The 24,312-nt window shown below is 69.2% G+C and carries 23 protein-coding genes; 14 read left to right on the top strand and 9 right to left on the bottom strand.

Going from position 1 to position 24,312, the window contains the following annotated elements:
• Nucleotide 1: 1 nt before the first annotated feature.
• Genes AB7P10_RS18935 through AB7P10_RS18910 form a run of 6 tightly spaced genes read left to right on the top strand, consistent with a single transcriptional unit; the run spans nt 2 to nt 5,460 of the window.
• On the top strand, nt 2-1,630 hold the full coding sequence (locus AB7P10_RS18935; protein ID WP_428295395.1) for an RNA polymerase factor sigma-54: 1,629 nt from the start codon (nt 2-4) through the stop codon (nt 1,628-1,630).
• The gene (locus AB7P10_RS18930; protein WP_428295394.1) at nt 1,627-2,994 is read left to right on the top strand and encodes a THUMP domain-containing class I SAM-dependent RNA methyltransferase; all 1,368 of its coding nucleotides are present in this window, start codon (nt 1,627-1,629) and stop codon (nt 2,992-2,994) included. Before AB7P10_RS18935 ends, AB7P10_RS18930 begins: the two co-directional genes overlap by 4 nt.
• 49 nt (nt 2,995-3,043) lie before the next feature.
• The gene (locus AB7P10_RS18925; RefSeq protein WP_428295393.1) at nt 3,044-3,457 is read left to right on the top strand and encodes a PIN domain-containing protein; all 414 of its coding nucleotides are present in this window, start codon (nt 3,044-3,046) and stop codon (nt 3,455-3,457) included.
• On the top strand, nt 3,450-4,571 hold the full coding sequence (locus AB7P10_RS18920; protein ID WP_428295392.1) for a toxin-antitoxin system YwqK family antitoxin: 1,122 nt from the start codon (nt 3,450-3,452) through the stop codon (nt 4,569-4,571). Before AB7P10_RS18925 ends, AB7P10_RS18920 begins: the two co-directional genes overlap by 8 nt.
• A gap of 38 nt (nt 4,572-4,609) precedes the next feature.
• On the top strand, nt 4,610-4,999 hold the full coding sequence (locus AB7P10_RS18915; RefSeq protein WP_428295391.1) for a DUF488 domain-containing protein: 390 nt from the start codon (nt 4,610-4,612) through the stop codon (nt 4,997-4,999).
• Nucleotides 4,996-5,460 carry a DUF1772 domain-containing protein gene (locus AB7P10_RS18910; protein WP_428295390.1) on the top strand — a complete coding sequence of 155 codons (465 nt, stop codon included), beginning with the start codon at nt 4,996-4,998 and terminating at the stop codon, nt 5,458-5,460. Before AB7P10_RS18915 ends, AB7P10_RS18910 begins: the two co-directional genes overlap by 4 nt.
• A 43-nt stretch (nt 5,461-5,503) precedes the next feature.
• Here AB7P10_RS18910 and AB7P10_RS18905 read toward each other — a convergent pair whose 3' ends face one another.
• Nucleotides 5,504-7,123 carry an FMN-binding glutamate synthase family protein gene (locus tag AB7P10_RS18905; protein WP_428295389.1) on the bottom strand — a complete coding sequence of 540 codons (1,620 nt, stop codon included), beginning with the start codon at nt 7,121-7,123 and terminating at the stop codon, nt 5,504-5,506.
• 67 nt (nt 7,124-7,190) lie between these two features.
• Here AB7P10_RS18905 and AB7P10_RS18900 point away from each other — a divergent pair, with 67 nt between their 5' ends.
• The 6 genes from AB7P10_RS18900 to AB7P10_RS18875 all read left to right on the top strand — a co-directional run bounded on the left by AB7P10_RS18900 (nt 7,191) and on the right by AB7P10_RS18875 (nt 13,167).
• Nucleotides 7,191-7,997 carry a UPF0149 family protein gene (locus tag AB7P10_RS18900; RefSeq protein ID WP_428295388.1) on the top strand — a complete coding sequence of 269 codons (807 nt, stop codon included), beginning with the start codon at nt 7,191-7,193 and terminating at the stop codon, nt 7,995-7,997.
• Between the two features lie 622 nt (nt 7,998-8,619).
• Entirely contained in the window at nt 8,620-9,045 is a 426-nt protein-coding gene (locus AB7P10_RS18895; RefSeq protein ID WP_428295387.1) for a hypothetical protein, read from the top strand.
• A gap of 118 nt (nt 9,046-9,163) precedes the next feature.
• On the top strand, nt 9,164-9,685 hold the full coding sequence (locus AB7P10_RS18890; RefSeq protein ID WP_428295386.1) for a GNAT family N-acetyltransferase: 522 nt from the start codon (nt 9,164-9,166) through the stop codon (nt 9,683-9,685).
• A 61-nt stretch (nt 9,686-9,746) separates the two neighbouring features.
• On the top strand, nt 9,747-10,319 hold the full coding sequence (locus AB7P10_RS18885; RefSeq protein ID WP_428295385.1) for a TetR/AcrR family transcriptional regulator: 573 nt from the start codon (nt 9,747-9,749) through the stop codon (nt 10,317-10,319).
• 95 nt (nt 10,320-10,414) lie between these two features.
• Nucleotides 10,415-10,876 carry a (2Fe-2S)-binding protein gene (locus AB7P10_RS18880; protein ID WP_428295384.1) on the top strand — a complete coding sequence of 154 codons (462 nt, stop codon included), beginning with the start codon at nt 10,415-10,417 and terminating at the stop codon, nt 10,874-10,876.
• Nucleotides 10,877-10,887: 11 nt separating this feature from the next.
• Entirely contained in the window at nt 10,888-13,167 is a 2,280-nt protein-coding gene (locus AB7P10_RS18875; protein ID WP_428295383.1) for a molybdopterin cofactor-binding domain-containing protein, read from the top strand.
• Between the two features lie 4 nt (nt 13,168-13,171).
• Here the strand turns inward: AB7P10_RS18875 and AB7P10_RS18870 are convergent, their stop codons facing one another.
• Together AB7P10_RS18870 and AB7P10_RS18865 are read right to left on the bottom strand one after the other, a co-directional pair.
• Entirely contained in the window at nt 13,172-13,843 is a 672-nt protein-coding gene (locus AB7P10_RS18870) for a glutathione S-transferase family protein (protein ID WP_428295382.1), read from the bottom strand.
• Between the two features lie 66 nt (nt 13,844-13,909).
• Complete coding sequence (locus AB7P10_RS18865; protein ID WP_428295381.1) at nt 13,910-14,800, bottom strand: LysR family transcriptional regulator; 891 nt, start codon at nt 14,798-14,800, stop codon at nt 13,910-13,912.
• A gap of 103 nt (nt 14,801-14,903) precedes the next feature.
• Here AB7P10_RS18865 and AB7P10_RS18860 point away from each other — a divergent pair, with 103 nt between their 5' ends.
• Nucleotides 14,904-16,085, top strand: coding sequence for an Acg family FMN-binding oxidoreductase (locus tag AB7P10_RS18860; RefSeq protein ID WP_428295380.1), 1,182 nt, complete (start codon nt 14,904-14,906; stop codon nt 16,083-16,085).
• Here AB7P10_RS18860 and AB7P10_RS18855 read toward each other — a convergent pair whose 3' ends face one another.
• From AB7P10_RS18855 to AB7P10_RS18840, 4 genes are all read right to left on the bottom strand, one after another.
• Nucleotides 16,086-17,237 carry a DNA alkylation repair protein gene (locus tag AB7P10_RS18855; protein ID WP_428295379.1) on the bottom strand — a complete coding sequence of 384 codons (1,152 nt, stop codon included), beginning with the start codon at nt 17,235-17,237 and terminating at the stop codon, nt 16,086-16,088.
• Nucleotides 17,238-17,296: 59 nt separating this feature from the next.
• Nucleotides 17,297-18,484 (bottom strand): Fic family protein, encoded by a 1,188-nt coding sequence (locus AB7P10_RS18850; protein ID WP_428295378.1) that lies wholly within the window; start codon nt 18,482-18,484, stop codon nt 17,297-17,299.
• Between the two features lie 121 nt (nt 18,485-18,605).
• Nucleotides 18,606-19,085: a CinA family protein gene (locus AB7P10_RS18845; protein ID WP_428295377.1), complete on the bottom strand. Its 480-nt coding sequence runs from the start codon at nt 19,083-19,085 to the stop codon at nt 18,606-18,608.
• A gap of 3 nt (nt 19,086-19,088) precedes the next feature.
• A complete protein-coding gene (locus AB7P10_RS18840; protein ID WP_428295376.1) occupies nt 19,089-19,622 on the bottom strand; it encodes a phosphatidylglycerophosphatase A family protein in 534 nt (177 codons plus the stop codon).
• A gap of 94 nt (nt 19,623-19,716) precedes the next feature.
• Here AB7P10_RS18840 and AB7P10_RS18835 point away from each other — a divergent pair, with 94 nt between their 5' ends.
• Complete coding sequence (locus AB7P10_RS18835; RefSeq protein ID WP_428295375.1) at nt 19,717-21,264, top strand: hypothetical protein; 1,548 nt, start codon at nt 19,717-19,719, stop codon at nt 21,262-21,264.
• Here the strand turns inward: AB7P10_RS18835 and thiL are convergent.
• Both thiL and AB7P10_RS18825 read right to left on the bottom strand, forming a co-directional pair.
• Nucleotides 21,261-22,253 (bottom strand): thiamine-phosphate kinase, encoded by a 993-nt coding sequence (gene thiL / locus AB7P10_RS18830; protein ID WP_428295374.1) that lies wholly within the window; start codon nt 22,251-22,253, stop codon nt 21,261-21,263. The genes AB7P10_RS18835 and thiL overlap by 4 nt on opposite strands.
• Nucleotides 22,246-24,309 carry a site-specific recombinase gene (locus AB7P10_RS18825; protein ID WP_428295373.1) on the bottom strand — a complete coding sequence of 688 codons (2,064 nt, stop codon included), beginning with the start codon at nt 24,307-24,309 and terminating at the stop codon, nt 22,246-22,248. The genes thiL and AB7P10_RS18825 overlap by 8 nt, the downstream gene beginning before the upstream one ends.
• Nucleotides 24,310-24,312: the final 3 nt, after the last annotated feature.

Genomic DNA, 24,312 nt, shown 5'->3' with positions numbered 1-24,312 from the left:
CGTGAAACAAGGCCTGTCACTGCGCGTCTCGCAGCACCTGGCGCTCACGCCCCAGTTGCAGCAATCCATTCGCCTGCTGCAGCTCTCCACGCTGGAGATGGCGCAGGAGGTCGAGCAGATGCTCGACGAGAACCCGTTCCTCGAACGGGCCGAGGAAATGGCCGAGCGAGAGACCTTCGGTCTGGATCAGACCGACGTGCCGGTGAGCGCGGGCGAGCAGATCGCCGACGTTTCCGCGCCCGAAGTCGCCAGCCCCGCGCCGTCTTCCCCCGAAACCAGCAGCGCCAGCGCCGACGCGGGCGAGGCCGACAGCCTGGAAGGCAAGCTCGACGGCGCCGCGCCCGTGGAGGAAAGCTGGGAGGGCGACGGCACGGTGGAGATCGCCCCCGACGACAGCGAATGGGGCGGCGACGCGCCCGCGCGCAACAGCGGCACCAGCGACGGCGACGACACGGCCACCGCGGCCGACCTGGCGCGCGCGCCAGTCAGCCTGCAGGACCACCTGCACGAACAGGCGCGCTGTCTGCGCCTGTCCGACGAAGACCGTGCCGCGCTGTACTTCCTGATCGAATCCCTCAACGACGATGGTTATCTGGAAGAGTCCCTGGCCGAGCTTGCCGACGCCTGGTTGCAACTCTCGGGCACGCCCCAGCTCGTGGGCGATCCGCTGAACAGTCTGGAGGAACGCGAGGCGCTGACACAGCGCCTGGGCGTGGCCCTGCAGCTGCTGCAGCACATGGAGCCCTCGGGCGTGGGCGCGCGCGACCTCGCTGAATGCCTGCGCTTGCAAATCCTCGAACTGCGCAACACGGCCGAGGCGCGCGCGGCGCTGGCCATCTGCGAACAACCGCTGGAACTCATCGCCAAGCGCGACGTGAAGAGGCTGTGCAACCTCTGCGGCGTCGACGACGAAACCGTGCGCGCCGCGCTCGGCCTGATCGCGCGCCTGGAGCCCAAGCCCGGACGGCGCTTCGTCGACGTGGAGCGCAATGTGGTCGTGCCCGACGTGATCGTCACGCACGCCGGGCGCGGCTTCAAGGTCACGCTCAACCCGGACGTGATGCCACGCCTGCGCGTGCACGACGTGTACGCCAACGCCATGCGGCAGAACCGCGGCGGACGCGACAACGGCGGCGAGGCCGGGCACGCCGCGATGCAGCAGCGCCTGCAGGAAGCGCGGTGGTTCATCAAGAACATCCAGCAGCGCTTCGACACCATCCTGCGCGTCTCCAGCGCCATCGTCGAGCGCCAGCGCAACTTCTTCATGCACGGCGAACTCGCCATGCGCCCGCTGGTGCTGCGCGAGATTGCCGACGAACTCGGCCTGCACGAATCCACCATCAGCCGCGTGACCACCGCCAAGTACATGGCCACGCCCTTCGGCACCTACGAACTCAAGTACTTCTTCGGCTCGTCGCTGGGCACCGAAACTGGCGGCAATGCGTCGAGCACCGCGGTGCGCGCGCTGCTCAAGCAGTTCATCGCCGCCGAGGAACCGGCCAAGCCGCTGTCGGACAACCAGCTCTCCGACCTGTTGCGCGAGCAGGGCATCGAGTGCGCGCGCCGCACCGTGGCCAAATACCGCGAGGCGCTGCGCATCGCGCCCGCCAACCTGCGCAAATCACTTTGAACCAGTTGCAAATCTTTCTGCCCTGCGCCGCCGGCGTGGAGGACATGCTCGCCACCGAGGTGCAGCGCATCACCGGCGAAGCCGCACCGCACAAGGCGCGCGGCGGCGTGGCGCTCAACGCTTCGTGGCGCGACGCCCTGCGCCTGAACCTGCACAGCCGCCTGGCACAGCGGGTGCTGGTGCAGCTCTGGCACGGCGGCTACCGCAGCGAGCAGGATCTGTACGCCGCCGCCGGCGAAGTGGCCTGGGAAATCTGGTTCACGCCCGCCCAGACCATCAAGGTCGAAATCACCGCGCAGCACAGCCCGCTGACCTCGCTGAACTTCGCCGCGCTCAAGGTCAAGGACGCTGTGTGCGACCGCTTCCGCGCAAAGCGCGGCGAACGGCCCAGCGTGAACACCACCTGGCCGGACGTGCGCATCTACGTGCACCTCACCACCGACACCGTGAGCCTGTACATCGACACCTCGGGCGAGCCGCTGTTCAAGCGCGGCTGGCGCGAGGACAAGGGCGATGCGCCACTGAAGGAAACCCTGGCCGCAGCCATGATCGCCGCCACCGGCTGGCCCGGCCCGGGCGAGGTGGCGCTCGACGACATCCCTCCGCTGTATGACCCCTGCTGCGGCAGCGGCACGGTGGTGATCGAGGCGGCGCAGATCGCTTTGAACATCGCGCCGGGCCAGTTGCGCCGCTTCGCGTTCGAGAAGCTGCTGCCGTTCCAGCCGCACGTGTGGCAGGCCATCCAGGCCGACGCGCTGAAGCAGCAGCGCGAATGGCCGGCCGGGCACGCGCCCATCGTCTTCGGCAGCGACGTGTCGTTCCGCATGGTCGACTTCGCGCAGCGCAATGCCGAGCGCGCGGGCGTGGCGCATGCCATCGAGTTGCGTGGCGGTGACGCGCTGCAGCGCACCCCGCCCACCAGCCGCCCGGGCGTGATGCTGCTCAACCCGCCGTACGGCGAGCGCATCGCCGCCGCCGGCGTGGCGGGTCAGAGTTCGGAGGACCGCGCGAGCGCGCGCGCCCAGCGCATGGCGCCGCGCGCACCGCGCACCTTCACCGTGGGCCGGGCCGCGCCGCCCGCGCCGGGCCAGGGCCGCGAGAGCGCGCAGATGGCCGATGGCGGCGATGGCAGCGATTTCTTCAACCAGCTCGCCGCGCACTGGAAAACCCACTACGCCGGCTGGAGCGCCTGGCTGCTCACGCCCGACCTCAAGCTGCCGGGCAAGATGCGCTTCAAGGAGTCGCGCCGCGTGCCGCTGTGGAACGGACCGATCGAATGCCGCTTGTTCCGCTTCGACCTGACCGCAAGGCGGGAGGCTCCCCCGCCGCGTTCCGCGCGACCCCCTCAGGGGGGCGATGTCTAGGACCGGCTGAGCCGGAACCGCGACATCTCCGGACCGAGAGGCCTCGCCCATGAATCCGCTCGTGCTCGACACCAACATCGCGCTCGACCTGTTTGTTTTCGAAGACCCGGCCACCGGGCCGCTGCGTGCGGCACTGGCCGGTGGCGAATGGATTGCCACCGCCGCCATGCGCGAGGAACTGGCACGCGTGCTCACCTACCCGCAGATCGCGCGCCGCCTGGATGCACAGGGCCGGCCCGCCCGGCAGGTGCTCGACGCCTTCGACCGGCACGCCCGCCTCGTGCCCGAGGCACCCAAGGCGCCCTACACCTGCAAGGACGCGGACGACCAGAAGTTCGTCGACCTGGCGGCCGCGCACCGCGCCATCCTGATCAGCAAGGACGACGCCGTGCTCTGCATGGCCCGACGGCTGGCGCGCGTGGGTGTGAGCGTGCGCCGACAATGGGACGCTGCCCATGTCTAGATTCACCCTTCCGCTGGCGCTGTGGCTCGCCCTGCTGAGCCTGGGCGCTCACGCCGTGCCAAGTTGCGAACTCAATGGCGAACGCGTGAGCCCCTACAACGGCCACACCACTGCGGGCAAGAGTGGCGTGATGCGCTGCACCGACGAAGACGGCGCGGTGCGCCTGCGCGAGCAGACCCTGCGCGACGGGCGCTTCGTCGGCCCGGTGGTGATGGTGTTGCGCGACGGCGAACGGCGCGAGTACAGCGTCAACGAACGCGGCAACCGCGACGGCCTGGCGCGCACCTACGACCCCAGGGGCACGCTGCGCAAGGAAGAGAACCTGGAAGACGGCAGCGCGGTCGGCGTGCAGAAGACCTTTGCCGAAGCCGGCCACCTGCAGCGCCTGGACTTCGCCCTCGGGCGCCGCACCCTGCTCAGCATCGGCTACCTGGCAGACGGCGCGCTGAGCGAACTGCGTTGCGCCGACGTGAGCCTGCTGCCGCAGGACCGCGAGGTGTGCGGCCACCACGGCCGCGCCAGCCAGGTCACGCTCTACGGCGCGCCCGGCACAGCGTCGGGCACGGTGAGCTACCTCCGGGGTGAGCTGCAGCGTCTGGTGGTGCTGGGCGAGCAGGGCCGCACCGTGCGCAGCGAGGAACTGAAAGACGGTCGGCGCATCAAGCGCGTGTTCTACCCGTCGGGGGCGCTGCGCTCCGAGGCCGACTTCATCGAGCGCGACCCCAACAGCGCCGAAGGCCGCGAAGGCGTGTCGCGCGAGTGGGCGCAGAGCGGCCAGCTCACGCAGGAGACCACCTGGGCCGACGGGTACGAGCAGCGCATCGAGCAGTGGTACCTCAACGGCAAGCAGAAGATGCGCCAGCAGATCCGCCGCGAGGGCCGCAACCGGGAACGCACCACCGAAAGCTTCTGGGACAACGGCCAGCCCGCCTCGGTCAACACCGAGCGCAACGGCCGCCTGTGGGGCTGGCAGAAGTACTTCAGTGAAGACGGCGTGCTGCTGCGCGAGGACGAACACGGCGAGCGCGGCCTGCTCCTGCGGCGCAAGCGCTACAACGCGCAAGGCGTGCTGGAGCGCGAGGAACGTTTTCTGGAAGACGGCTCCCGCATCTGAGACCATCGCGTTTCGGGAAACAAAGCAAGGAGACGGCCATGGCCATACGGGTGGTGCGACTGGGCAGCGACAGGGCGGCGGGCGAAGGCCTGCGCATCGGCACGGTGCGGCGGCCACCGCGCGGCGTGCCCAAGGCGCAATTCGCCTCCGGCAACTGGTACGACGTCTGGTACCCCAACCTCGCGCCCAGCGTGGACGTCATGAAACTCGGCCAGGAAGCGCGCACGCCTGCGCAGTGGCTCGGCTTCACGCGCAAGTACCGTGCTGAGATGGCCACGCCCGAGAACAGCCGCAGCATCGAACTGCTTGCGCGGCTGTCGCACCAGACCGACTTTTCCGTGGGTTGTTATTGCGAACACGAATCGCACTGCCACCGCTCGGTGCTGCGCGAACTGCTGCTGGAGAAAGGTGCGAAGGTGGTGCCATGAGCATGGTCGACCTTCTGATGCTCTTCACCGCGCTGGGCGCGGCCACGGTGGGCGGCGCGTTCTTCGCCTTCTCCACCTTCGTGATGAAGGCGCTCGCGCAACTGCCTGCCGCGCAGGGCGTGGCGGCGATGCAGCGCATCAACGTGGTCGTGATCAACCCGTGGTTCATGGGCCTGTTCATGGGCACGTTGCTGTTGTCCATCGCATGCGTGGTGGTGGCGCTGATGTCCTGGCAACCGTTGCTGCTCGCGGCAGGCCTGCTCTACGCCCTGGGCAACTTCGGCGTCACCGCGGCCTTCAACGTGCCGCGCAACAACCACCTGGCGCGCCTGGACGCCACATCCGCCGAGGCCGCAGCCTACTGGCCGGTCTACGTGCGCGAATGGACCTTCTGGAACCATGTGCGCACCGTCGCCGGGCTGGCGGCAGCGGCGTGCGCGGTTCTGGTTGGTGTCGTGTGACGTTCTTCTGGTCCAGGGGCTCAACGGCCGCGACAAGTGACCGTCACGCCAGCCCGAACCGCTCCGCGCTCGCGCGCTCCCAGTACAGCGTGAACACCGCATGCTGCGCGGCCAGGTCGGTCAGCAGCGCGCCGGGGGGCGTGTTGGGCAGCAGGTTGGCGAGCAGGCGCACCTCGTTCTCGCTCACGCGGCGCACCAGGTGGTGCGAGGTGATCTGGCGCGGGTGCTGCAGGCCAGCGGCCTGCACCAGTTCCTGAAGGGCCTTGAGCGTTTGCTGGTGGAAGTTGAACACGCGCTCGGCCTTGTCGGGCACCACCAGTGCCTGCTGGCGCACCGGGTCCTGCGTGGTCACGCCGGTGGGGCACTGGCCGGTGTGGCAGCTCTGCGCCTGGATGCAGCCCAGCGCGAACATGAAGCCGCGCGCGCTGTTGCACCAGTCCGCGCCGATGGCCATGGCGCGCACGATGTCGAAGGCACTCACCACCTTGCCCGCGCAGCCAATCTTGATGTGTTCGCGCAGGTTCACGCCCACCAGCGTGTTGTGCACCAGGCGCAGGCCCTCCTGCAGCGGCGCGCCCACGTGGTCGGTGAATTCCAGCGGTGCCGCGCCCGTGCCACCTTCGGCGCCATCGACCACGATGAAGTCCGGCCGCACACCGGTTTCCAGCATGGCCTTGACGATGGCGAACCACTCCCAGGGGTGGCCGATGCAGTGCTTGAAACCCACCGGCTTGCCGCCCGAGAGCTCGCGCAGCTGGGCGATGAAGTGCATGAGTTCCAGTGGCGTGGAGAACGCGCTGTGCGATGAGGGCGAGATGCAGTCCACCCCCACCGGCACCCCGCGCGCCGCGGCGATCTCGGGCGTCACCTTCGGCCCCGGCAGCACGCCGCCGTGCCCCGGCTTGGCGCCCTGGCTGAGCTTGATCTCGATCATTTTCACCTGCGGGTCCCGCGCATTGGCCTGGAAGCGCTCGGGGCTGAAGCGGCCCGTCTCGTCGCGGCAGCCGAAGTAGCCGGAGCCGATTTCCCAGATCAGGTCGCCCCCGTGCAGCCTGTGCCAGTCAGAAATCGAGCCCTCGCCCGTGTCGTGCGCGAAGCCGCCGCGCTTCGCCCCCGCGTTGAGCGCCTGGACGGCGTTGGCCGAGAGCGCGCCGAAGCTCATGGCCGAGATGTTGAAGATGCTCGCGTCGTAAGGCTGGGTGCAGGCGTCACCGCCGATGCGCACCCGGAAGTCGTGCGTGGCCAGCACGCTGGGCTGCATCGAGTGGTTCAGCCACTCGTGGCCGTCGGCGCCCATGTTGACCTGCGAACCGAAGGGCCGCTTGTCGGTCTCGCCCTTGGCGCGCGCATACACCAGGCTGCGCTGGCTGCGCGAGAACGGCGTGGCCTCGGTGTCGCTTTCCAGAAAGTACTGGCGAATCTCCGGGCGGATCTTCTCCAGCATGAAGCGCAGGTGGCCGATGACGGGATAGTTGCGCAGCACCGAACTCTTGGTCTGCCGCAGGTCCCACAGGCCCAGCAGCGAGAGGCCCGCGAACAGCAGGAACATGAACCCGCTTTCCCCGCCGATCACCCAGGTGAACAGGCTCAGCAGCGCGATCAGCACACACAGCGCGAACGCGGTGTAGCGCACGGGGTAGAGGGCGTTGAGTCGGTCGAGCATGCGGGCTTTCAGGGCAGGGGGCGGGAATACACTGCGGGGCATCATAGAACTCCGGCCCCTGCAGACCATGACAACGACACCCACCCCCGCCGACGCCGCCACGCTGGACCACGAAGACTACGACGCGCTCGACGCCATCCTGGACGACCTGCGCACGCGCGGCGAAGACGTGCCCCAATGGGAATTCTGCGAAGGCGCCATGGCCGCGCTGCTGTGCACGCGCCGCCCCATCGAGCCTGCCGAATGGCTGCCCGTGCTGCTGGGCACCGGCCCGCTGCCCACCGCGCCGCAGGAAGACGGCACGCACTTCGCCAACACCGCGCAGTACGAACGCTTCATGGCCCTGTGGGCGCGCCGCCAGGCCGAGGTAGCCGCCTCACTGGCCGCTTCGGTGGACACGCTGGAAGACGAACGCAGCTACCACCCCGAGCTGATGGACGTGCGCGGCGCCGTGGCCGCGCTGCCCGAAGCAGAACGCGCCGACTTCAAGGACCAGGAGTTGCCCGCCTACGCCCAGGTGTGGGCGCTGGGCTTCATGTTCGTGGTGGAGAACTGGGGTGAAGACTGGGAACCCCCGCGCGACAAGGACACCGCCGCCTGGCTGGACGAGGCGCTGGACCATGTGGTGGCCCTGACCGAAGACGACACCGGCAAGCCCACGGTCAACATGCACGCCGAAGACGGCCCGCCCAGCGTGAGCGACGAACGCCTCAACGCCTTCGGCGCCGCCATCTGGGCGGTGTACGACCTGCACCAGATCGGCCGCAGCCTCGGCCCGCGCACCGAACCCCTGCGCAAGGAAGCCACGCCGGGGCGCAACGACCCTTGCCCTTGCGGGAGCGGGAAGAAGTACAAGAAGTGCCATGGGGGTTGATGGACAGGAAACCTCCCAACGGGCCGCCCGGAACACAAGCGCTTTGGCTTGGTAGACGTAGACCTTTTCGGGCTGTAGGCTGTATTGGCCGTGGCGAACCCGCTTTCACACCTGATCCAGCAGCTTGACGGGCCGGGGAGGGACACAGGCAGGTTTTTCGAATCTGGATCCGGCAAGCCTGTTTCTTGTAGCCAGCATGATGCGTTGCAGAGCGCTATTTCAATCACTTTCTGGAGAGGTCATGCGCTTTGTTTCACTGCCATGACTGTGGGTATCCGGCGTTTTGCCGTTTAAATCAAAGTTGGGCGCTGTTGTGCGCTTAAGGGAGCGGCGGATGCCCCTAGATGACAAGCCTAAGAGCCGGACATTCCTCGACGGGAAGTTGGCTGCCGCGAATGGCATTGATCGAATGTGTAACCCGCATATGGTCATAGATGCGGGGTTGGTAGCCGAGTGGGATGCCGGCTGGGTAGCCCACATGCGAGCGCGCGCTCAGCATTTATCGCGAACTGATACAAGAAGCTTATTGCCGATTCAACTGAGCCTTGACCCGACTAGCAAGGGATATCGTGAAGGTCGGCTGGCTCGCGCCAACGGCTCCGAGAGAACGGAGAATCCCTACATGGCGTCTGACCTTGGAATGGCCTATCAGTGGCTTGCTGGTTGGCAAGCACACGAAATCGCCCAGATCATGCGCGACGGTCCCCGAGATATCGGGCTGCTTGCCAATCCACCCTCATGGCCTTTCGAGGTGTTTCAAACGCTTAATGGCGAACTTCTAACACGCATCCGCTCTTCCGTGTTTCTCTGGGGAGGCTTTCTGTCCTTAGTTGCAGGGATCGCGCTTATTTCCTCTGGTTCAAGCGTCGGTGGCGCTCTTGCAGTCACTGTCGCCCCATGCCTTTTTCTGTATCCGCCAGTTCGATTTCTTTTCGGTGGCAAGGGAGGCGTGTTACCTGCCATTACTACCATCGTTGTTGAAGAAGTGCTGAAGCGCCGAGTGTTCAATGCCTTGGATGGACGTGAGAAGGGAAGAAAAAGAAGGTGAGGATGTCGTGACGCGAATGGGTGCAGCGCTTGACACGGGGCAGGCCGGGGATGGCTCAGAGCGTCGTGCGACTTGTATTCGCTGATTCCTCGCTATATTGTTTCGCCGCTGATGCGCGATGTTCAAACGGATGACCAATGTTCGCGTACGCTCCGCAACCGCCGAAGACATCAGGCTTCTCCCCGCCATCGAGCAGAGCGCGGCCGAGCGATTCCCTCCGAGCGATCTGCCCGCCCACCACGCGCAGACCACCCCGCTCGAAGAGCTTCGACAGGGGCTTGCCGCGAAGACGCTTTGGGTCGCTGAGGGCGAAGGCGCCCAGGTGATCGGCTTCATGCTGTGCCGTGTGGAGGGGAGCAGCCTCCACATTGCGGAGATGGACGTGCTGCCGGACCGCGCCGGTCGCGGTGCCGGGAGCCGGCTTCTCGAGGCGGCTTTTGTGGCGGCCATCGGGATGGGGCTTCGCTCGGTGACGCTGACCACGTTCGAACACCTGCCATGGAACGCGCCCTTCTATGCCCGGCGCGGCTTTCAGCCCGTGGCCGATCTGTCCGACTTTCCCCACCTCGGCGCGGCGCTGCAGGCGGAGGCGGTGATGGGCCTGCGGCGGCGGGTGGCCATGGTGTGGCATCCGGCCTGAGCCCTTTTTGCTCGAAAACCGTTTGACGGATGAATATTCATTCGCTTAAGATCGCGCCCTCATGAAGCCCAAGGACGACGACAAGCAGCAGGCGATTGCCCGCGCCACGCTGGCGCTGGTGGAGCGCGTGGGCCTGAGCGGGCTGACCATGGCCGGCATTGCGCGCGAGGCGGGCATTGCCACCGGCACGCTGTACGTGTACCACCGCTCCAAGGAAGACCTGCTCAATGCGCTGTACGAGCAGGTCAAGGGGGCGCTGGTGGCGCTCATTGACACCGGGATCGACCCCGCCACGCCGTTTCGCACGCGGTTCCAGATGAACTGGACGCGGCTGCTGCGCCACCGGCTGGCCCATGGCCCCGAGGCGGTGTTCATGGACCAGTACTACAACTCCCCATGGTTTAGCGAGGCGTCGCGCCAGTTCTCGGCGCGGTTCGCGGCGGGCTGCCTGGGGTTTTTCGACGAGGCGCGGGCGCAGCAGATCGTGAAGGACGTGCCGACCATGATGCTGGCCGCCCACTTTTTCGGCTCGGTGCGCGACACCGCGAGCCTGATGCGCAGCGGCGACCTGCCCGACACCGAGGCGGCGCTGGCGCAGGCTTTTGGACTTTGTTGGGACGGCCTGAAAGCGTAGGCTGAGGTCGTTCAGGCCAAAAGTTCCCCCAGATAACGAATGAATGTTCATTCATAAAGCGATTTCTCACCACCCCACGACAGGAGAACCACCCCATGCCCACCACGCTGAACATCAACGGCAAGGACGTGCGCGTCGACGCCGACGAATCCACCCCCATTCTCTGGGCCCTGCGCGACACGCTGGGCATGACCGGCACCAAGTTCGGTTGCGGCGCGGCCCTGTGCGGCGCCTGCACCGTGCACCTCAACGGCGCGGCCATCCGCTCCTGCGTCACGCCGATCTCGGCCGCGGCCGGCCAGAAGCTCACCACCATCGAGGCACTGGAGACCGACCGTGTCGGCAAGGCCGTGCACCAGGCCTGGATGAAGGCCGACGTGGCGCAGTGCGGCTACTGCCAGAGCGGCCAGATCATGAGCGCGACCGCGCTGCTCAAGGCGAACCCCAAGCCCACCGACGCCGACATCGACGCCGCCATGGCCGGCAACATCTGCCGCTGCGGCACCTACGCACGCGTGCGCACCGCGATCCACAACGCGGCCCGCACGCTGGCCTGAAGGAGCACACCATGCATCTGCAACACCTCTCTCCCGAACAAGTCCGCTCCCTGCCGCCTGCGCTGGCGCATCGCTTGCGCGATGACGACACCGGCGACACCCACAACGACGGCGCCGCCGTGCTCGCCCGCCGCAGCTTTCTCAAGCTCGCCACCGCGTCTGGCTTCGCGCTCGGCGCCTACCCACTGCTCGCCGAGGCGCAGGAGAAGGCCGCCGCAGACGCCGGACTCAAACCCTTCCAGCAACCCGCCGCCTTCGTGAAGATCGCGCGCGACGGCGTGGTCACCGTCACCGTGAACCGGCTGGAGTTCGGCCAGGGCGTGCACACCGGCCTGGCCATGGTGCTGGCCGAGGAGCTCGATGCCGACTGGAGCCGCGTGCGCGCGGTGCACGGCGACGCCAACATGGCTTATGCCGATCCGGCCTTCGGCATGCACATCACCGGCGGCTCCACGTCGATGAAGCATTCCTACACGCAGTACCGCGAGCTCGGCGCGCGCACGCGCGCCATGCTGGTGGCGGCCGCCGCGAAGAAGTGGGGCGTTCCCGAGTCGTCGCTGAGCACCGCGCGCAGCGTGGTCATCGGCCCCGGCGGCCGGCGCCTGGGCTACGGCGCACTGGCCGACGCCGCCATGCAACTGCCGGTGCCGGAACAGGTGGCGCTGAAGGACCCCAAGCGCTTCAAGCTCATCGGCCAGCCCGTGACGCGGCTGGACGCGCAGGCGAAGTCCAGCGGCAAACAGAACTTCGGCATCGACGTGCGCCTGCCCGGCCTGCTCACGGCGGTGCTGGCGCACCCGCCGGTGTTCGGCAGCCAGCTGGCCGCGCTGGACGACACCGCCGCGCGCGCCGTGCCTGGCGTGAAAGCGGTGCTGCGCGTGCCGCTGCACGACGGTGGCCAGGGCGTTGCCGTCATCGCAGACGGCTACTGGGCTGCGAAACAGGGCCGCGACGCGCTCAAGCCGCAGTGGGACGACACCGGCCGCGAGAAGGTGGACAGCGCGAAACAGCTCGCCAGCTACCGCGAACTCGCGCGCAAGACCGGCAACATCAAGCACGACGCGGACATGGCGCCGCTGGCGGGCGCGCCGAACAGGATCAGTGCCGAGTTCGTCTTCCCCTACCTCGCGCACGCACCCATGGAGCCGCTGAACTGCACGGTGCAGATCACTGGCGAGGGTGCCGACGCGAAGGCGAAGCTCTGGGTCGGCACGCAGATGCCCGGCACCGACGCCGGCGCCGCCGCGCGCGTGCTGGGCATCAAGCCCGAGAACGTCTCGATGGAGGTGCAGATGGCCGGCGGTGGCTTCGGCCGGCGCGCCATCCTCAGCAGCGACTACGTGGTCGAGGCCTGCAGCGTGGCCAAGGCGGCGCGCGCCGCCGGCCTGAACGCACCGGTGCGCACGCTCTGGAGCCGCGAGGACGACGTGCGCGGCGGCTACTACCGGCCCATGCATGTGCACCGAGCCGAGATCGGCTTCGACGCACAAGGCAATGTGCTCGCGTGGGACCACGTCATCGTCGGCCAGTCCATCATGGCCGGCACCTTCTTCGAATCCATGATGGTGAAGAACGGTGTCGACGAGACCGCTGTCGAAGGCATGGGCGAGCCCTACAAGGTGCCAATGCGCCTCTCAGCCCACCACCCGAAGCACAACGTGCCGGTGCTGTGGTGGCGCAGCGTGGGGTCCACGCACACGGGCTACGTGATGGAGACGCTGATCGACGAGATCGCGCGCGCCACGCAGCAGGACCCGGTGGCCTACCGCATGAAGCTCATGGACGACAAGGCCATGCGCCACCGCGCCGCGCTGCAGCTGGCGGTGGACAAGAGCGGCTACGGCAAGAAGACCCTGGAGGCCGGGCGCGCCTGGGGCGTGGCGGTGCACGAATCGTTCGACACCGTGGTGGCCTACGTGGTCGAAGCCTCGGTGGAGAACGGTACGCCGAAACTGCACCAGGTCACGGCCGGCGTGCACTGCAACCTGGCGGTGAACCCCAGGAGCGTGGAGGCGCAGATGCAGGGCGCGGCGCTGATGGGCCTGTCCATGTGCCTGCCGGGTGCGGCCATCACGCTGAAGGACGGCGTGGTCGAGCAGGGCAACTTCAACGACTTCGTGGTGCCCCGCATCACCGACATGCCGGCCATTGCCGTGCACATCGTGCCCAGCGCGGACGCCCCCACCGGCGTGGGCGAACCCGGCGTGCCACCGCTGGCACCGGCGTTCGCCAACGCCATCGCGCGCCTGACGGGCAAGCCGCTGCGCGAGCTGCCGTTCAAGCTGGGGTGAGGCCCTAGAACGACGAGAGGTCGTACGGCCCGCCCTGTTCCAGCGCGCGCTGGTAGGCGGGCCGCTCGTGGATGCGGCGCAGCCAGTCGGCGAGCTTGGGGCGGTTCTTGAGCAGGCCGCGCGCGGCGGCGGCTTCGATGCCGAAGCTCATCTGCACGTCGGCCGCGCTGAACGAGCGGCCCGCGAACCACGGGCCGTGTTCCGCCAGCTCGGCCTCGAGGTAGTCGAAGTGCCGCTTCAGGTTGGGCGTGACCAGCAGGCCTTTGACCTGGGACGAGATCGCCTTGGCCACGGGCCGCACGATCAGCGGGCTCTTGCGCTCGATCTGGTCGAACACCAGCTGCAGCAGCAGCGGCGTGGCCAGCGAGCCTTCGGCGTAGTGCATCCAGTAGCGGTAGCGCAGGAATGAGGGCGTGCCCGCCTGGGGCGCGAACCGGCCTTCGCCATATTGCTCGACCAGGTACTCCAGGATCGCGCCCGATTCGGCCACCGTGGTCTTGCCATCGGTCACCACCGGTGACTTGCCCAGCGGGTGCACTTGCAGCAACTCGGGCGGGGCCAGCATGGTCTTGCGGTCGCGTTCGTAGCGGCGGATCTCGTAGGGCGTGCCCATTTCTTCGAGCAACCAGAGCACGCGCTGCGAACGCGAGTTGTTGAGGTGGTGAACGGTGAGCATCGTGGTGGCGCCTTTCGGTGGGAAGAAGGCAAGTATGCGTGCGGACGGGGCCGGGTGACGAAGCGTTCAGGCCAGCGCGGGCGGCATCGCCTGCGCGAGAAAGTCCCACACCTGGCGGATGCGTGGATTGCTGCGGATCTCGCGGTGCACCGCCAGCCACACGGGCAGCGGAGGAATGGCCAGCATGGGCAGCAAGGACACCAGATCGGGGTTGCGCCGCGCCGCGTAGCGCGGCAGGAAACCCACGCCCAGACCCGCGCCGACAGCGGCCTGGTAGGCGTTGAGGTCGTCGGTGCGCACGGCGAACTGTTCGCGCCCGACCGCGTAGCCCATGGCGGCGAAGCCGCGCCGGATGTCGGTCTGGCGGTCGTCGCCCACCAGGTCGTGCTGGAACAGGTCCTCGGGCACGCGCGGCGTGCCGCGCCGGCGCAGGTAGTCGCGGTGCGCGTAGGCACCGATGGCCACCTGCCCCACGCGCTTGCACAGCAGCGAGGCCTGGTCGGGCCGCACCATGCGCAGGGCGATGTCGGCCTCGCGCTGCAACAGGTTGCTCACCGCGTTGCTCGACACCAGTTCGATCTGGATGTCCGGCAAGGCCTGGCGCATCTGCAGCAGCACCGGCGGCAGCAGCACGCAGGTCACGGGCTGGCTGGCGCTGATGCGGACGGTACCGCGCGCCGCCTGCTGCGCGCCCGAGGCCTGGCGCGCGAGCTGGTCGGCCGCGCCGGCCATGGCGCGCGCCGGGCCGGCCAGCCGCTGTGCGTGTTCGGTCGGCACCAGGCCGCGGCCGGTGCGCTCGAACAGCAACACGCCCAGTTGCGCCTCCAGCTCGGCGATGTGCCGGCCCACCGTCGGTTGCGTCGTGGCGAGCGCGCGCGCGGCCGCCATGAGGCTGCCCCGGTCCAGCGCGGCGAGGAAGGAGCGGATCAATGCCCAGTTGAAATCGCTGGTATGCATTTGTGCATGGCAGATGTTTGACGATCGTCAATTGTGTATGAGCGATCGGCCTTCCACAATCCGTCCCATGGCGCCGCGGTTCGGCGCGAACAGGAGATATCCCATGCACGTCAGGACGCACGAAGTGGACCGCCGGCGCTTCATCCGGCTGCTCGGCGGTGGCGCGATCGCGGCGGCCGCCACCGGCGCTCTGGGAGGCTGCAGCAGCGCCTTGCCGCCCGAGGCCATCGCCGCCTGGCAGGGTCCGGGCGAGCAGGCCGATGTGCGGCGCTGGCTGGTGGGCCATGCGCTGCTCGCGCCGCACTCGCACAACCTGCAGTCCTGGCTGGTGGACCTGCGCGTGCCCGACGAGATCACGCTGTTCATCGACCGCAACCGCCTGCTGCCGGAGACCGACCCGTTCTCGCGCCAGATGATGATGAGCCAGGGCACCTTCATCGAACTGCTGGACCTGGCCGCGCGCCAGAGGGGTCTGCGCGCGGAGGTCACGCTGTTCCCGCAGGGCGCCTTCGGCCCGACAACGCTGGATGCGCGGCCCACCGCGCGCATCCGCCTGGTGGCGGACGCGTCGGTGCGGCCCGACCCGCTGTTCGCGCAGATCTTCCAGCGCCGCACCAACCGCGAAGCCTACGAAGCGCGCGAGCCGGACGCCATGGCGCTGCAGGCCATCGCCGGCAGCGTGCAGCCCCATCCGTTCCGTGTGGGTTTTGTCGGCCACGCGCAGGCCGACGCGCTGCAGGCGCACCGCCGCATTGCCAAGGAGGCCTGGCGCATCGAGCTGACGACGCCGCGCACCATCCTGGAGTCGTTCCACGTGCTGCGCGTGGGGCCGAAGGAAATTGCGCGGCACCGCGACGGCCTGTCGCTCAACGACCCGATGGTGCGCGCGCTCAACGCCGTTGGCCTGTTCGACCGCAGCGTCGCACCCGCCCCCGACAGCTTCGCGACCACCAGCCAGATCGAGGACTTCAACGCGAAGATCGATGCCACGCCCGCCTTCTTCTGGCTAGTCACCGAGGGCAACGACCGCTTCACGCAGGTCAACGCCGGTCGCGCCTATGCGCGCGCCCAGCTCGCCGCCACCGCTGCTGGACTGTCGATGCAGCCCCTGTCGCAGGCGCTTCAGGAGTACCCGGAGCAGGCGGTGCCCTACACCGACATCCACCAGCTGCTGGCGGCGCCCGCGCCGCGCTTCACGGTGCAGATGTGGGCGCGGCTGGGCTACGCGCCGGCCGTCGAACCCTCGCCCCGGCGCGGGCTGGAAGCGCACATCCTGCCGGCGTGATCAGGCGACGAGCTCAAAAGCCGCCTCGGCCAGCGCCACGCCGTTGACCCGAAGTTCGATGCGGTGCGTGCCGGGGTAGAGCGTGCGCGTGGTCACGGGCTTCAGGCTGTGGCGCTTGTCCAGCGCGCGCGCCTCGCCCGCGCCGAGCGTGAGCTTCCAGCCCTTGAACACCTTGGGCGAGCTGCCGCCGTTGGCGCGCACGTGATGCACCGCGTAGTCCACCACCAGCTGCTGCGGCTGGCGCGCGCTGGACTGCAGCCGCACGCGCAGGCCGATCTCGCCACCAACGGCGGCGCGTTTCGCCGACAGCGCGAGCGCCGCCTGGCCCCGGAGCCCGCTGGCCAGGCCCCAGGCCGCGAGCGTGGGCGAGTGGCCCGCCTTGATGAGGCCGCGACTGGCGTGGCGCAGCAAGGCGCTGCGGGCGTCCGGCGCGCCGATCAGGTGCTCGCGCACCCAGGCCGCCACCAGGTCCGGGTGGTCCTTGGCGATGTCGTTGAGGTGATTGGCCACGCTGCGCCGCACGTAGCTGCTCGGGTCGTCCTGCAGCGCGCGCAGCAGCGGCAGCGTGGGCGAGGGGTCGGCCACCAGCGCCTGCAGCCGCAGGCCCCAAGGCAGGCGCGGGCGGCTGCCCTCGCTCACCAGGCGGCGCACGTGCGCGCTGGGGTCTTTCAGCCACTGGCCCAGCGTGTCGAGCGACAGGCCGGGGTGGCGCTGGATGAAGGGCCGGATCGCGAATTCCGCGGTGAAGCGCTGCGTGATCGCGTGCAGGCAGGCCAGGCCCCGCTGCGCGGACGCCGCGTCGCCCACGCCGCGCCGCGCGACGAATTCGCCCGCGGCCCACAGCGCCCAGCCGGCCACACCGCTGTCGGCCTGCGCCTCGCCCAGCTTGAGCGGCTCGCCCTGCGCATCCAGCGCCAGTGGCGGCGCAAGGCTGGCCTCCAGGGTCTCGCAGGCGGCGTGGAAATCGGCGGGCAGCGTGGCTTCGAGCGCATCGGCCAGCTGCATGGCGCGCGCCTTGAACTCCAGGTCGTCGAGCCCGGTCGCGGCCTGCGCCTCGAAGCGCTTGACATCGAAGCGCGGCCAGGCGCGCCGCAGGTGCCGGCCCGTGGTGGCGACGGTGTCCCGGTTGATGAGGTTCTTGAACGGTTCCATGATCTGGCTATGAAGGCAGCGGTGCGTGGAGGAAAAGCCTTAGAGAGAAGTGAAGTTGCTTATGCAGACCCCTCGGGCGGCGCGTCGTTGAACAGGGCGATATAGGGGGCGTACCGGAAGCGCCGGTTGCGGGCGTAGCCGGTCATTTCATGCAAGACGCCTTGCTCCACCAGCCTGGCCACCAGCGTGTTGGCCGCGGCGAAGGTGGTGCCCGTCAGCTGCTGCACATCGGCCACCGAGACAATGGGGCGGTCGAACAGCGATTCCAGCACCCGGTGGCCATTGCCTGCCGCACGGCCCAGGTGCTGAGTGATTGCGGCACGGTGCTGTTCGCGCAGTTGCAGGATGTTGCGCGCCGTGCCAGCGGCTTCCCCCGCCACAGCGATGACACCGCGCAGGAAAAACGTCAGCCACCCTTCCCAGTCACCGCGTTCACGCACGGCTTGCAGGTGGTCGTAGTAGGCTTGGCGGTGCTGCTTGAAATAGTGAGACAGGTACAGCACGGGCTTGTGCAGCACACCACACTCGGTCAGCAGGAAGGTGATGAGCAGCCGCCCCACCCGCCCGTTGCCGTCCAGAAAGGGGTGGATGGTCTCGAACTGCACATGGGCCAGCGCAATCTTGATGAGCGGCGGCAGGGTGTCGGGCGCGTGCAGGAACCGTTCAAGGTCGCCCAGCGCCTGCGGCACTTCGTGGTGTGGCGGGGGCACAAAGGTCGCGGTGGCCAGGGTGCACCCGGGCGGGCCTATCCAGTTCTGGCTGGTGCGCAGCTCACCCGGTTGCAGGCGGCCGCCACGCACCCCTTCCATGAGCTGCGCATGAATCTCACGGATCAGGCGCACCGACACTGGCAGTTCGGCCAGTCGGCCCAGGCCGTGGTTCATTGCCCGCACGTAGTTCAGCACCTCATCCACGTCACGGGGCAGGCCCAGGTCGAACAGTTGCGCCTCGGCTGACAACAGGTCCTGCAGGGAGCTCTGCGTGCCCTCGATCTGGCTCGACAGCACCGCCTCCTTGCGCACGTACATGAAGACGAAAAGGTCAGGGTTCGGCAGTGTGAGCACCGACCCGTCCAGGCGACCGAGGGCCCGGTCGGCCGTGGACAGCAAGGCCGCAATGTCCCCGCTGAGGTTCAGCGGAGGCCGGGGCGGCAACGGCGCCGGCACAAACGCACGGTAGCCGGTGGACTGCCGGATGTAGCGGCCCGCTCTTGCGACGGCCGTGGGGGGCGCTTCTTCTGCATTCATGTGCTTGCCTGTCTTGCATATGCGGGAAAATCGCCGCCATATGATAGCCAGCCTTTAGTACTGAGGTTGTCGCACGCCATGTTGTAGGCAGCGCTGCCGGCCGGACACGGGTGCCTGGCCGCTACGGCAACCGCTGCAACAGTCCCGCCAGCGCGTGGCGCACCGTGGCCTGGCGCACGGCGGCACGGTCGCCATCGAAGCGCTGGTGTTCGGTGAACACACCTTCGGGCGTGGCCCAGCCGAACCAGACCGTGCCCACGGGCTTGTCGGCACTGCCGCCGGTGGGCCCGGCCACGCCGGTGACGGCCACGGCGAGCTGCGCGGGCGAGTGCTCGAGTGCGCCTGCGGCCATGGCGCGCGCCACCGGTTCGCTCACCGCGCCGTGCTGTTCGATCAGCGCCACGGGCACGCCCAGCAGCTCGTGCTTGGCGGCGTTGGAGTAGGTGACGAAGCCGCGCTCGAACCAGTCGCTGGAGCCCGACAGGTCGGTGCAGGCGCCGGCGATCAGGCCACCGGTGCAGCTCTCGGCCGTGGCCATCATCAGGCCGCGCGCCTTGAGTTCGCGTGCGAGCGCGGTCACCAGATCAGCAATGTGTTTCATGGTTCAGACGCGCCACAGGGCGATGACGATGAGGGTGCAGAAGGCGGCGGCGAAGTCGTCGAGCAGGATGCCAAAGCCGCCGCGCGGGCCGAATCCCTTGAAGGTCTGGTCGGCCCAGGCCATGGGGCCGACCTTGACCATGTCGAACAGGCGGAAGATCAGGAACGCCGCCAACTGGCCCCAGAAGTCCGTGGGCGAGACCAGCCACAGTACGAGCCAGAAGGCCACCACCTCGTCCCACACGATGTGGCCCGAGTCGGCGATGTGCATGTGCCGCGCGGTGACGGTGCAGGCCCACCAGCCCACCAGCGTGGACGCGCCGATCAGCAGGGCCCAGCCCGGCGGCGTCAGCAGCGGCTCCAGCAGCAGGAAAGCGACCCAGGCCCACAGCGTGCCGGCGGTGCCCGGGGCGAAGCGGCTCAGGCCCGCACCCGCACCGAGCGCGATGAAGTGGGCCGGATGGGCCAGCAGGAAACGCCAGGTCGGGTGGGGCAGGGGGACGCCGGCAGTCGGGTCGGCGGCGGGGGTTTCGGGCATGGCGCGATTATCGGGGCGCCTGCTTGTGGCACCGTGCGCGCGGCGCGATACTGCGGCGTCGCCGGGCACGCATCCGGCGCAAGGAGGGCAGGGCATGGACACCGGCGCGATTCTCACCGCCTTGATGCTCGGTGTGCTGCTCACCGCCATCGCCTCCTGGGCGGTCTCGGGCCTGTACCGGCGCCGCATGCTGGCGCTGATGCGGCGCGCGCCCGCGCCCGATGTGGCGCAGGCCGCGCCCGTGCCGCCACCCCAGGTCGCCCAGCGCACGTCCGCTCGCCTCGATCCCGACGCCAACCGCCGCGCGGCCTGGCGTTACGCCCTTCTTCTGGGAGGGCTGAGCCTGCTGATCGGTATCACGCAATCGGTGCTGGCGCTGCTGTTCGTGTACGGCGATCCGACCTTGCTCAGCCCGGGCCGCGCGCTCACGCTGGGCACCGTCTACGCCTGGCCGATGGCCCTGTGCTGGGGCCTGCTGCGGCGCTGGTCATGGCTGCGCACGCTGGGCGCGATCGGCCTGTACCTGCTGGCGATGCTCGCTCTTGTCACCTGGCGCTCGATTTCGCCGCAGCCGCTGACCGACTCGCTCACCTGGCTGGGCGGGCTGGTGCTGATCCCGGTGGCGGTCACGCTGCTGATCGGCGCGAGCGGCCGCATCCGGGCCGTGGCGCCCTACCTGCTGCCGATCTTCTTGCTGCTGGCGGGCGCGTCGGTGCTGGCGCTGCAGATCCTGGCGAGCGGCGTGGACGACCCGCCGCGCTGGCTGATCGCGCTGGTGGGTGGCGTGGGCGCGGTCCCCGCCATCGTGCTGTTGGCGCTGGCGCCCTGGCTGCTGCTGGCCTGGCCGGCCTGGGCCATCGCGCGCGGGCTGGCCGGTGCCTACCGCGCCAAACGTTTCTCCGACCTCTGGTACCTCATGGCGGCCTACTGGTTCGTGGTGCTGGCCGCCACCGCGCTGCCCGCGCTGCAGGGCGCGGGGATGATCGGGCTCACGCAGTTGCTGCCCTGGTTGTGGATACCACTGGCGGGTTGGGCGCTGCAGGGCTGGCTCGCGCCCACGGGCGTGCCGGCGACCTTGCTCGTGCTGCGCGTGTTCCAGCAGGACGCGGGCGTGCAGGCCCTGTTCGACCGCGTGGTCGAGCGCTGGCGCCTCTCGGGCAACACGGTGCTGATCGCCGGTACCGACCTGCTCAGCCGCACGCTCGACCCCGACGACCTGTTCACCTTCCTCAACGGTCGGCTGGCGGACCGCTTCGTTGCCAGCGAGGCACAGCTCGGCGAGCGCCTGCGCGACTTCGACCTCGCGCCTGACCCCGACGGGCGCTACCGCGTCAACGAGTGTTACTGCTTCGACAGCACCTGGCAGGCGGCGCTGGCGGCGCTGGTGCGCCAGGCCGACGTGGTGCTGATGGACCTGCGCGGCTTCCAGGCGCGCAACCAGGGCTGCCGCCACGAACTCGGCGTGCTCGCGGCGGCGTCGCATCTGCGGCGCGTGGTGCTGCTGTGCGACGCGCGCACCGAGCGCGCGGTGGCCGAGGCCGACGTGGCGGCGGCGCCGCCCGGGCGTTTCGTGTGGGTGGATGCGCGGCGCCTGGACCAGCGGCGCGTGCGCGAGATCAGTGCCGCGCTGCTGGGGGCCTAGTCGCCCACGAAGTGATCGAAGCTGCGTGCGGTGAGTGACACCGTCTGGCCTGACGCGTCCAGCAACCGCAGGCCCGGGCGCTCCTTGATGCGGCCGATGCGCGTCACTGGCGTCTGGCTGGCCTGCGCGGCGGCCTGCACGGCGGCTTGCGCAGCGGGGGCGGCGGTGAACAGCAGTTCGTAGTCGTCGCCACCGGCCAGCAGGCATTCCAGCCGCTGTGCCTCGGGCAGGTCCCGCAAGGCCGGCGCCACCGGCAGCGCGGCGAGCTCGATCTCGGCGCCCATGCCGCTGGCCTGCAGGATGTGGTCGAGGTCGCCAGCGAGGCCGTCGCTCACATCGATCGTGGCGTGCGCGCCGTCCACCGCCGCCAGCGCCATGCCGAGCGCATTGCGCGGCGCAGGACGCTCCAGCCGCTCGCGCAGCCCCGCTTGGCGGGTCAGTGCTTCCTTGCCGCAGGCGGCGACGGCCCAGTCGGTGCCGCGCATCAACTCCAGCGCCAGCCGCGCCTCGCCGGTGCGGCCGCTCACGTACAAATCGTCGCCGGCTTGCGCGGCGTCGCGCCGCAGGGCCCGGCCCGGTTGCACTTCACCGAAGACCGTGACGCACAGGTTGAGCGGGCCGCGTGTGGTGTCGCCGCCCACCAGCGGGCAGGCGTGGGCGTCGGCCAGGGCAAACAGGCCTTGCGCGAAGGCGGCCAGCCAGGCGTCGTCGGCCTGCGGCAGGGCCAGCGCCAGCGTGAAGCCCAGCGGGCGGGCGCCCATGGCGGCGAGGTCGCTCAGGTTCACCGCCAGGGCCTTGTGGCCCAGCGCTTCGGGGGCCACGTTGGCGAAGAAGTGTCTGCCCTCGACCAGCATGTCGCTGGAGATCGCCAGCTGGTGGCCCGGGCTGGGTTCCAGCAGCGCGCAGTCGTCGCCGATGCCCAGCACCACCGCGCCCGCCGGGGACTGCGGGCGCTGGAAGTACCGCCGGATCAGCTCGAACTCACCCATTGGAGGCGGGCGCGTCGCGCGCCGGGTTGGCGTCGGGCGGTGGTGTCGCATCGTCCTCGTCGACGACCGCGTCGCGCGGCGGCAGCACGAAGCTCAGCGGCGCCGAGCGGATGCGGCGCTTGATCGCGGCGCGGATGAGCTGGCGGTTGACCTCGCTGATGTTCTGCGCCCGCAGCGCCAGGCGGAAGGCCAGGTAGAAGCTCACGCCCAGGTTGATCGGCCCGATGGCAAGCACACCGGCCACGGCCCACCAGAACGCGGGCAGGGTGAGCACCTCCCAGCCCAGGGCCATGGCCGCGGCGCTGACCTGGCCCGCCGAGAGGGTGACGTGGCGCACATCCAGTCCAAGCCCGAAGAACACGGCAAAGGCCGGCACCAGGCCCAGCATGAAGCCCAGCGAGACGTTGGCCGCCAGACCCGAGATGTTGCGGCGCATGAAGTCGGCCCAGCGCGCGGCGCGCTCGCGCCCCAGGGAGGCCGTGACGCGCGGGTTGTGCGTCATCGCCGAGTCGAGCTTGTGGAACACGTACCAGTTCTCCACCCAGCCCGCCACGATGCTGGAGGCGAACAGCAGCACACCGGTGAAGGCCGCGAACAGCACGGTGGGTCCGAGCAGGTGCACGTCGCGCAGCACATGGCGCGCCTTGTCCGCGTCCACCATGGTCTGGCCGGTCAGCGCTTGCAGCCCCAGGCTGATGAGCGCCACGACCGGGATGACCAGGCCGATGTTGCCCACGATGGCGGCGATCTGCGAGCGGAACAGGTTGGCCACCTCGTCGACGAAGCGGCGCACCGCGCCGGGCGCTTTGATGTCGCGCAGCTTGGCCACCATGGCCGGCGCGGTGACGGCGGGCTGCTTGGTGGCCACCGTGAGGTGCAGCAGCATGATGACCACGAACCAGAAGGCGTAGTTCAGGCCGTTGGCGAAGCCGCCCCAGAAGGCCGTGAGGCCCAGGCCATAGAGCGCGAACTTGATCCAGGTCGTCAGCCCCAGCAGGGCGCCGCCGCCGGCGGCCTTGCGCAGCATCGCGCGGTACTCGGTGCTGTCGCGCGTGATGTAGTGTTCGCCGCTTTCGGCGCTGCGCTCGGCCACCTTGGCCGCCGTCAGGTGCGAGCTGCTCGCGATCAGTGCGCGGATGCTGCGGTTGTCCAGGCCGACCTGGGCCAGGTCGGCCAGCAGCGCCGCGGTGGCGCGTTCGGGCCGGTCCGACTGCAGGCAGTCGAGCAGTTCCTTCACGCGCACGATGCGCTCGCGCAGCTGGCGCAGGCGGAACACGATGCCCACCGACACGCCGTGTTCCTCCAGGTGCGAGTACACGGTGTAGGCCGCGTGGCGGCAGGCGTCGAGCTGCTGGCGCAGCACGTCGGCAGCGGCCAGCGCCTGTTCGCTGCGCGCGCCGTGCGCCAGGATCTGGCGGCGCAGGGTCTCGAAGTGCGTCGGCAGTTCGTGGAAGGGGCGGCTGGCGCGCGCCTCGGGCGACATGCGGCCCCGGATCTCGTCGGCGAAGCCGGTGGCGGTGATCTGGCTCACACAGAAGATCAGCGCATCCATCAGCGCCGCGTGCCAGAAACCGTCGGGCGATGGCGCGGCCTCGTCACCATGGGCGGCACTCTCGGGCGGCGCGCCCAGCACGGCGCGCACACGCTGCAGCGTGGCGCTGTCGAGCGCCTTGAGCCAGCGCACGTCGAAGCGCGAAGGCAGCAGCAGGTCGAACAGCTCGGCCATGTTGGTGGTCTCGGGCGTGCCGGGAAGCACCTTCTTGCGCAGACGGTTGCCGAACTCGCTCAGGAAGGCGGTGCGTGGCGCGAAACCGTGGTCGGCCAGCAAGGGCGTGAGGTCCACCGTGCCGGTGAAGCGGGCCCACCAGCGGCGCCAGCGCGCGCGGCCAACAGGGTCGGCCTCGACGGCATCAAGGAAGTCCCGCACCCGCGCCACGCTGGCCTGAGTGTCCTTGCCTTCGCCACGCACCCACTGCAGCGCGTCCATCAGCCACAGGTGGCGGTGCGCCAGTGGCGCGTCCGGGTTCAGGCTGCCGAGCAGGGTGGCGGCGTCCATGGG

Origin of the sequence: Hydrogenophaga sp., from assembly GCF_050182545.1 — a bacterium.
In the GTDB taxonomy this organism is placed as follows: domain Bacteria; phylum Pseudomonadota; class Gammaproteobacteria; order Burkholderiales; family Burkholderiaceae_C; genus Hydrogenophaga.
This window is presented reverse-complemented; position numbering and strand designations above follow the sequence as displayed.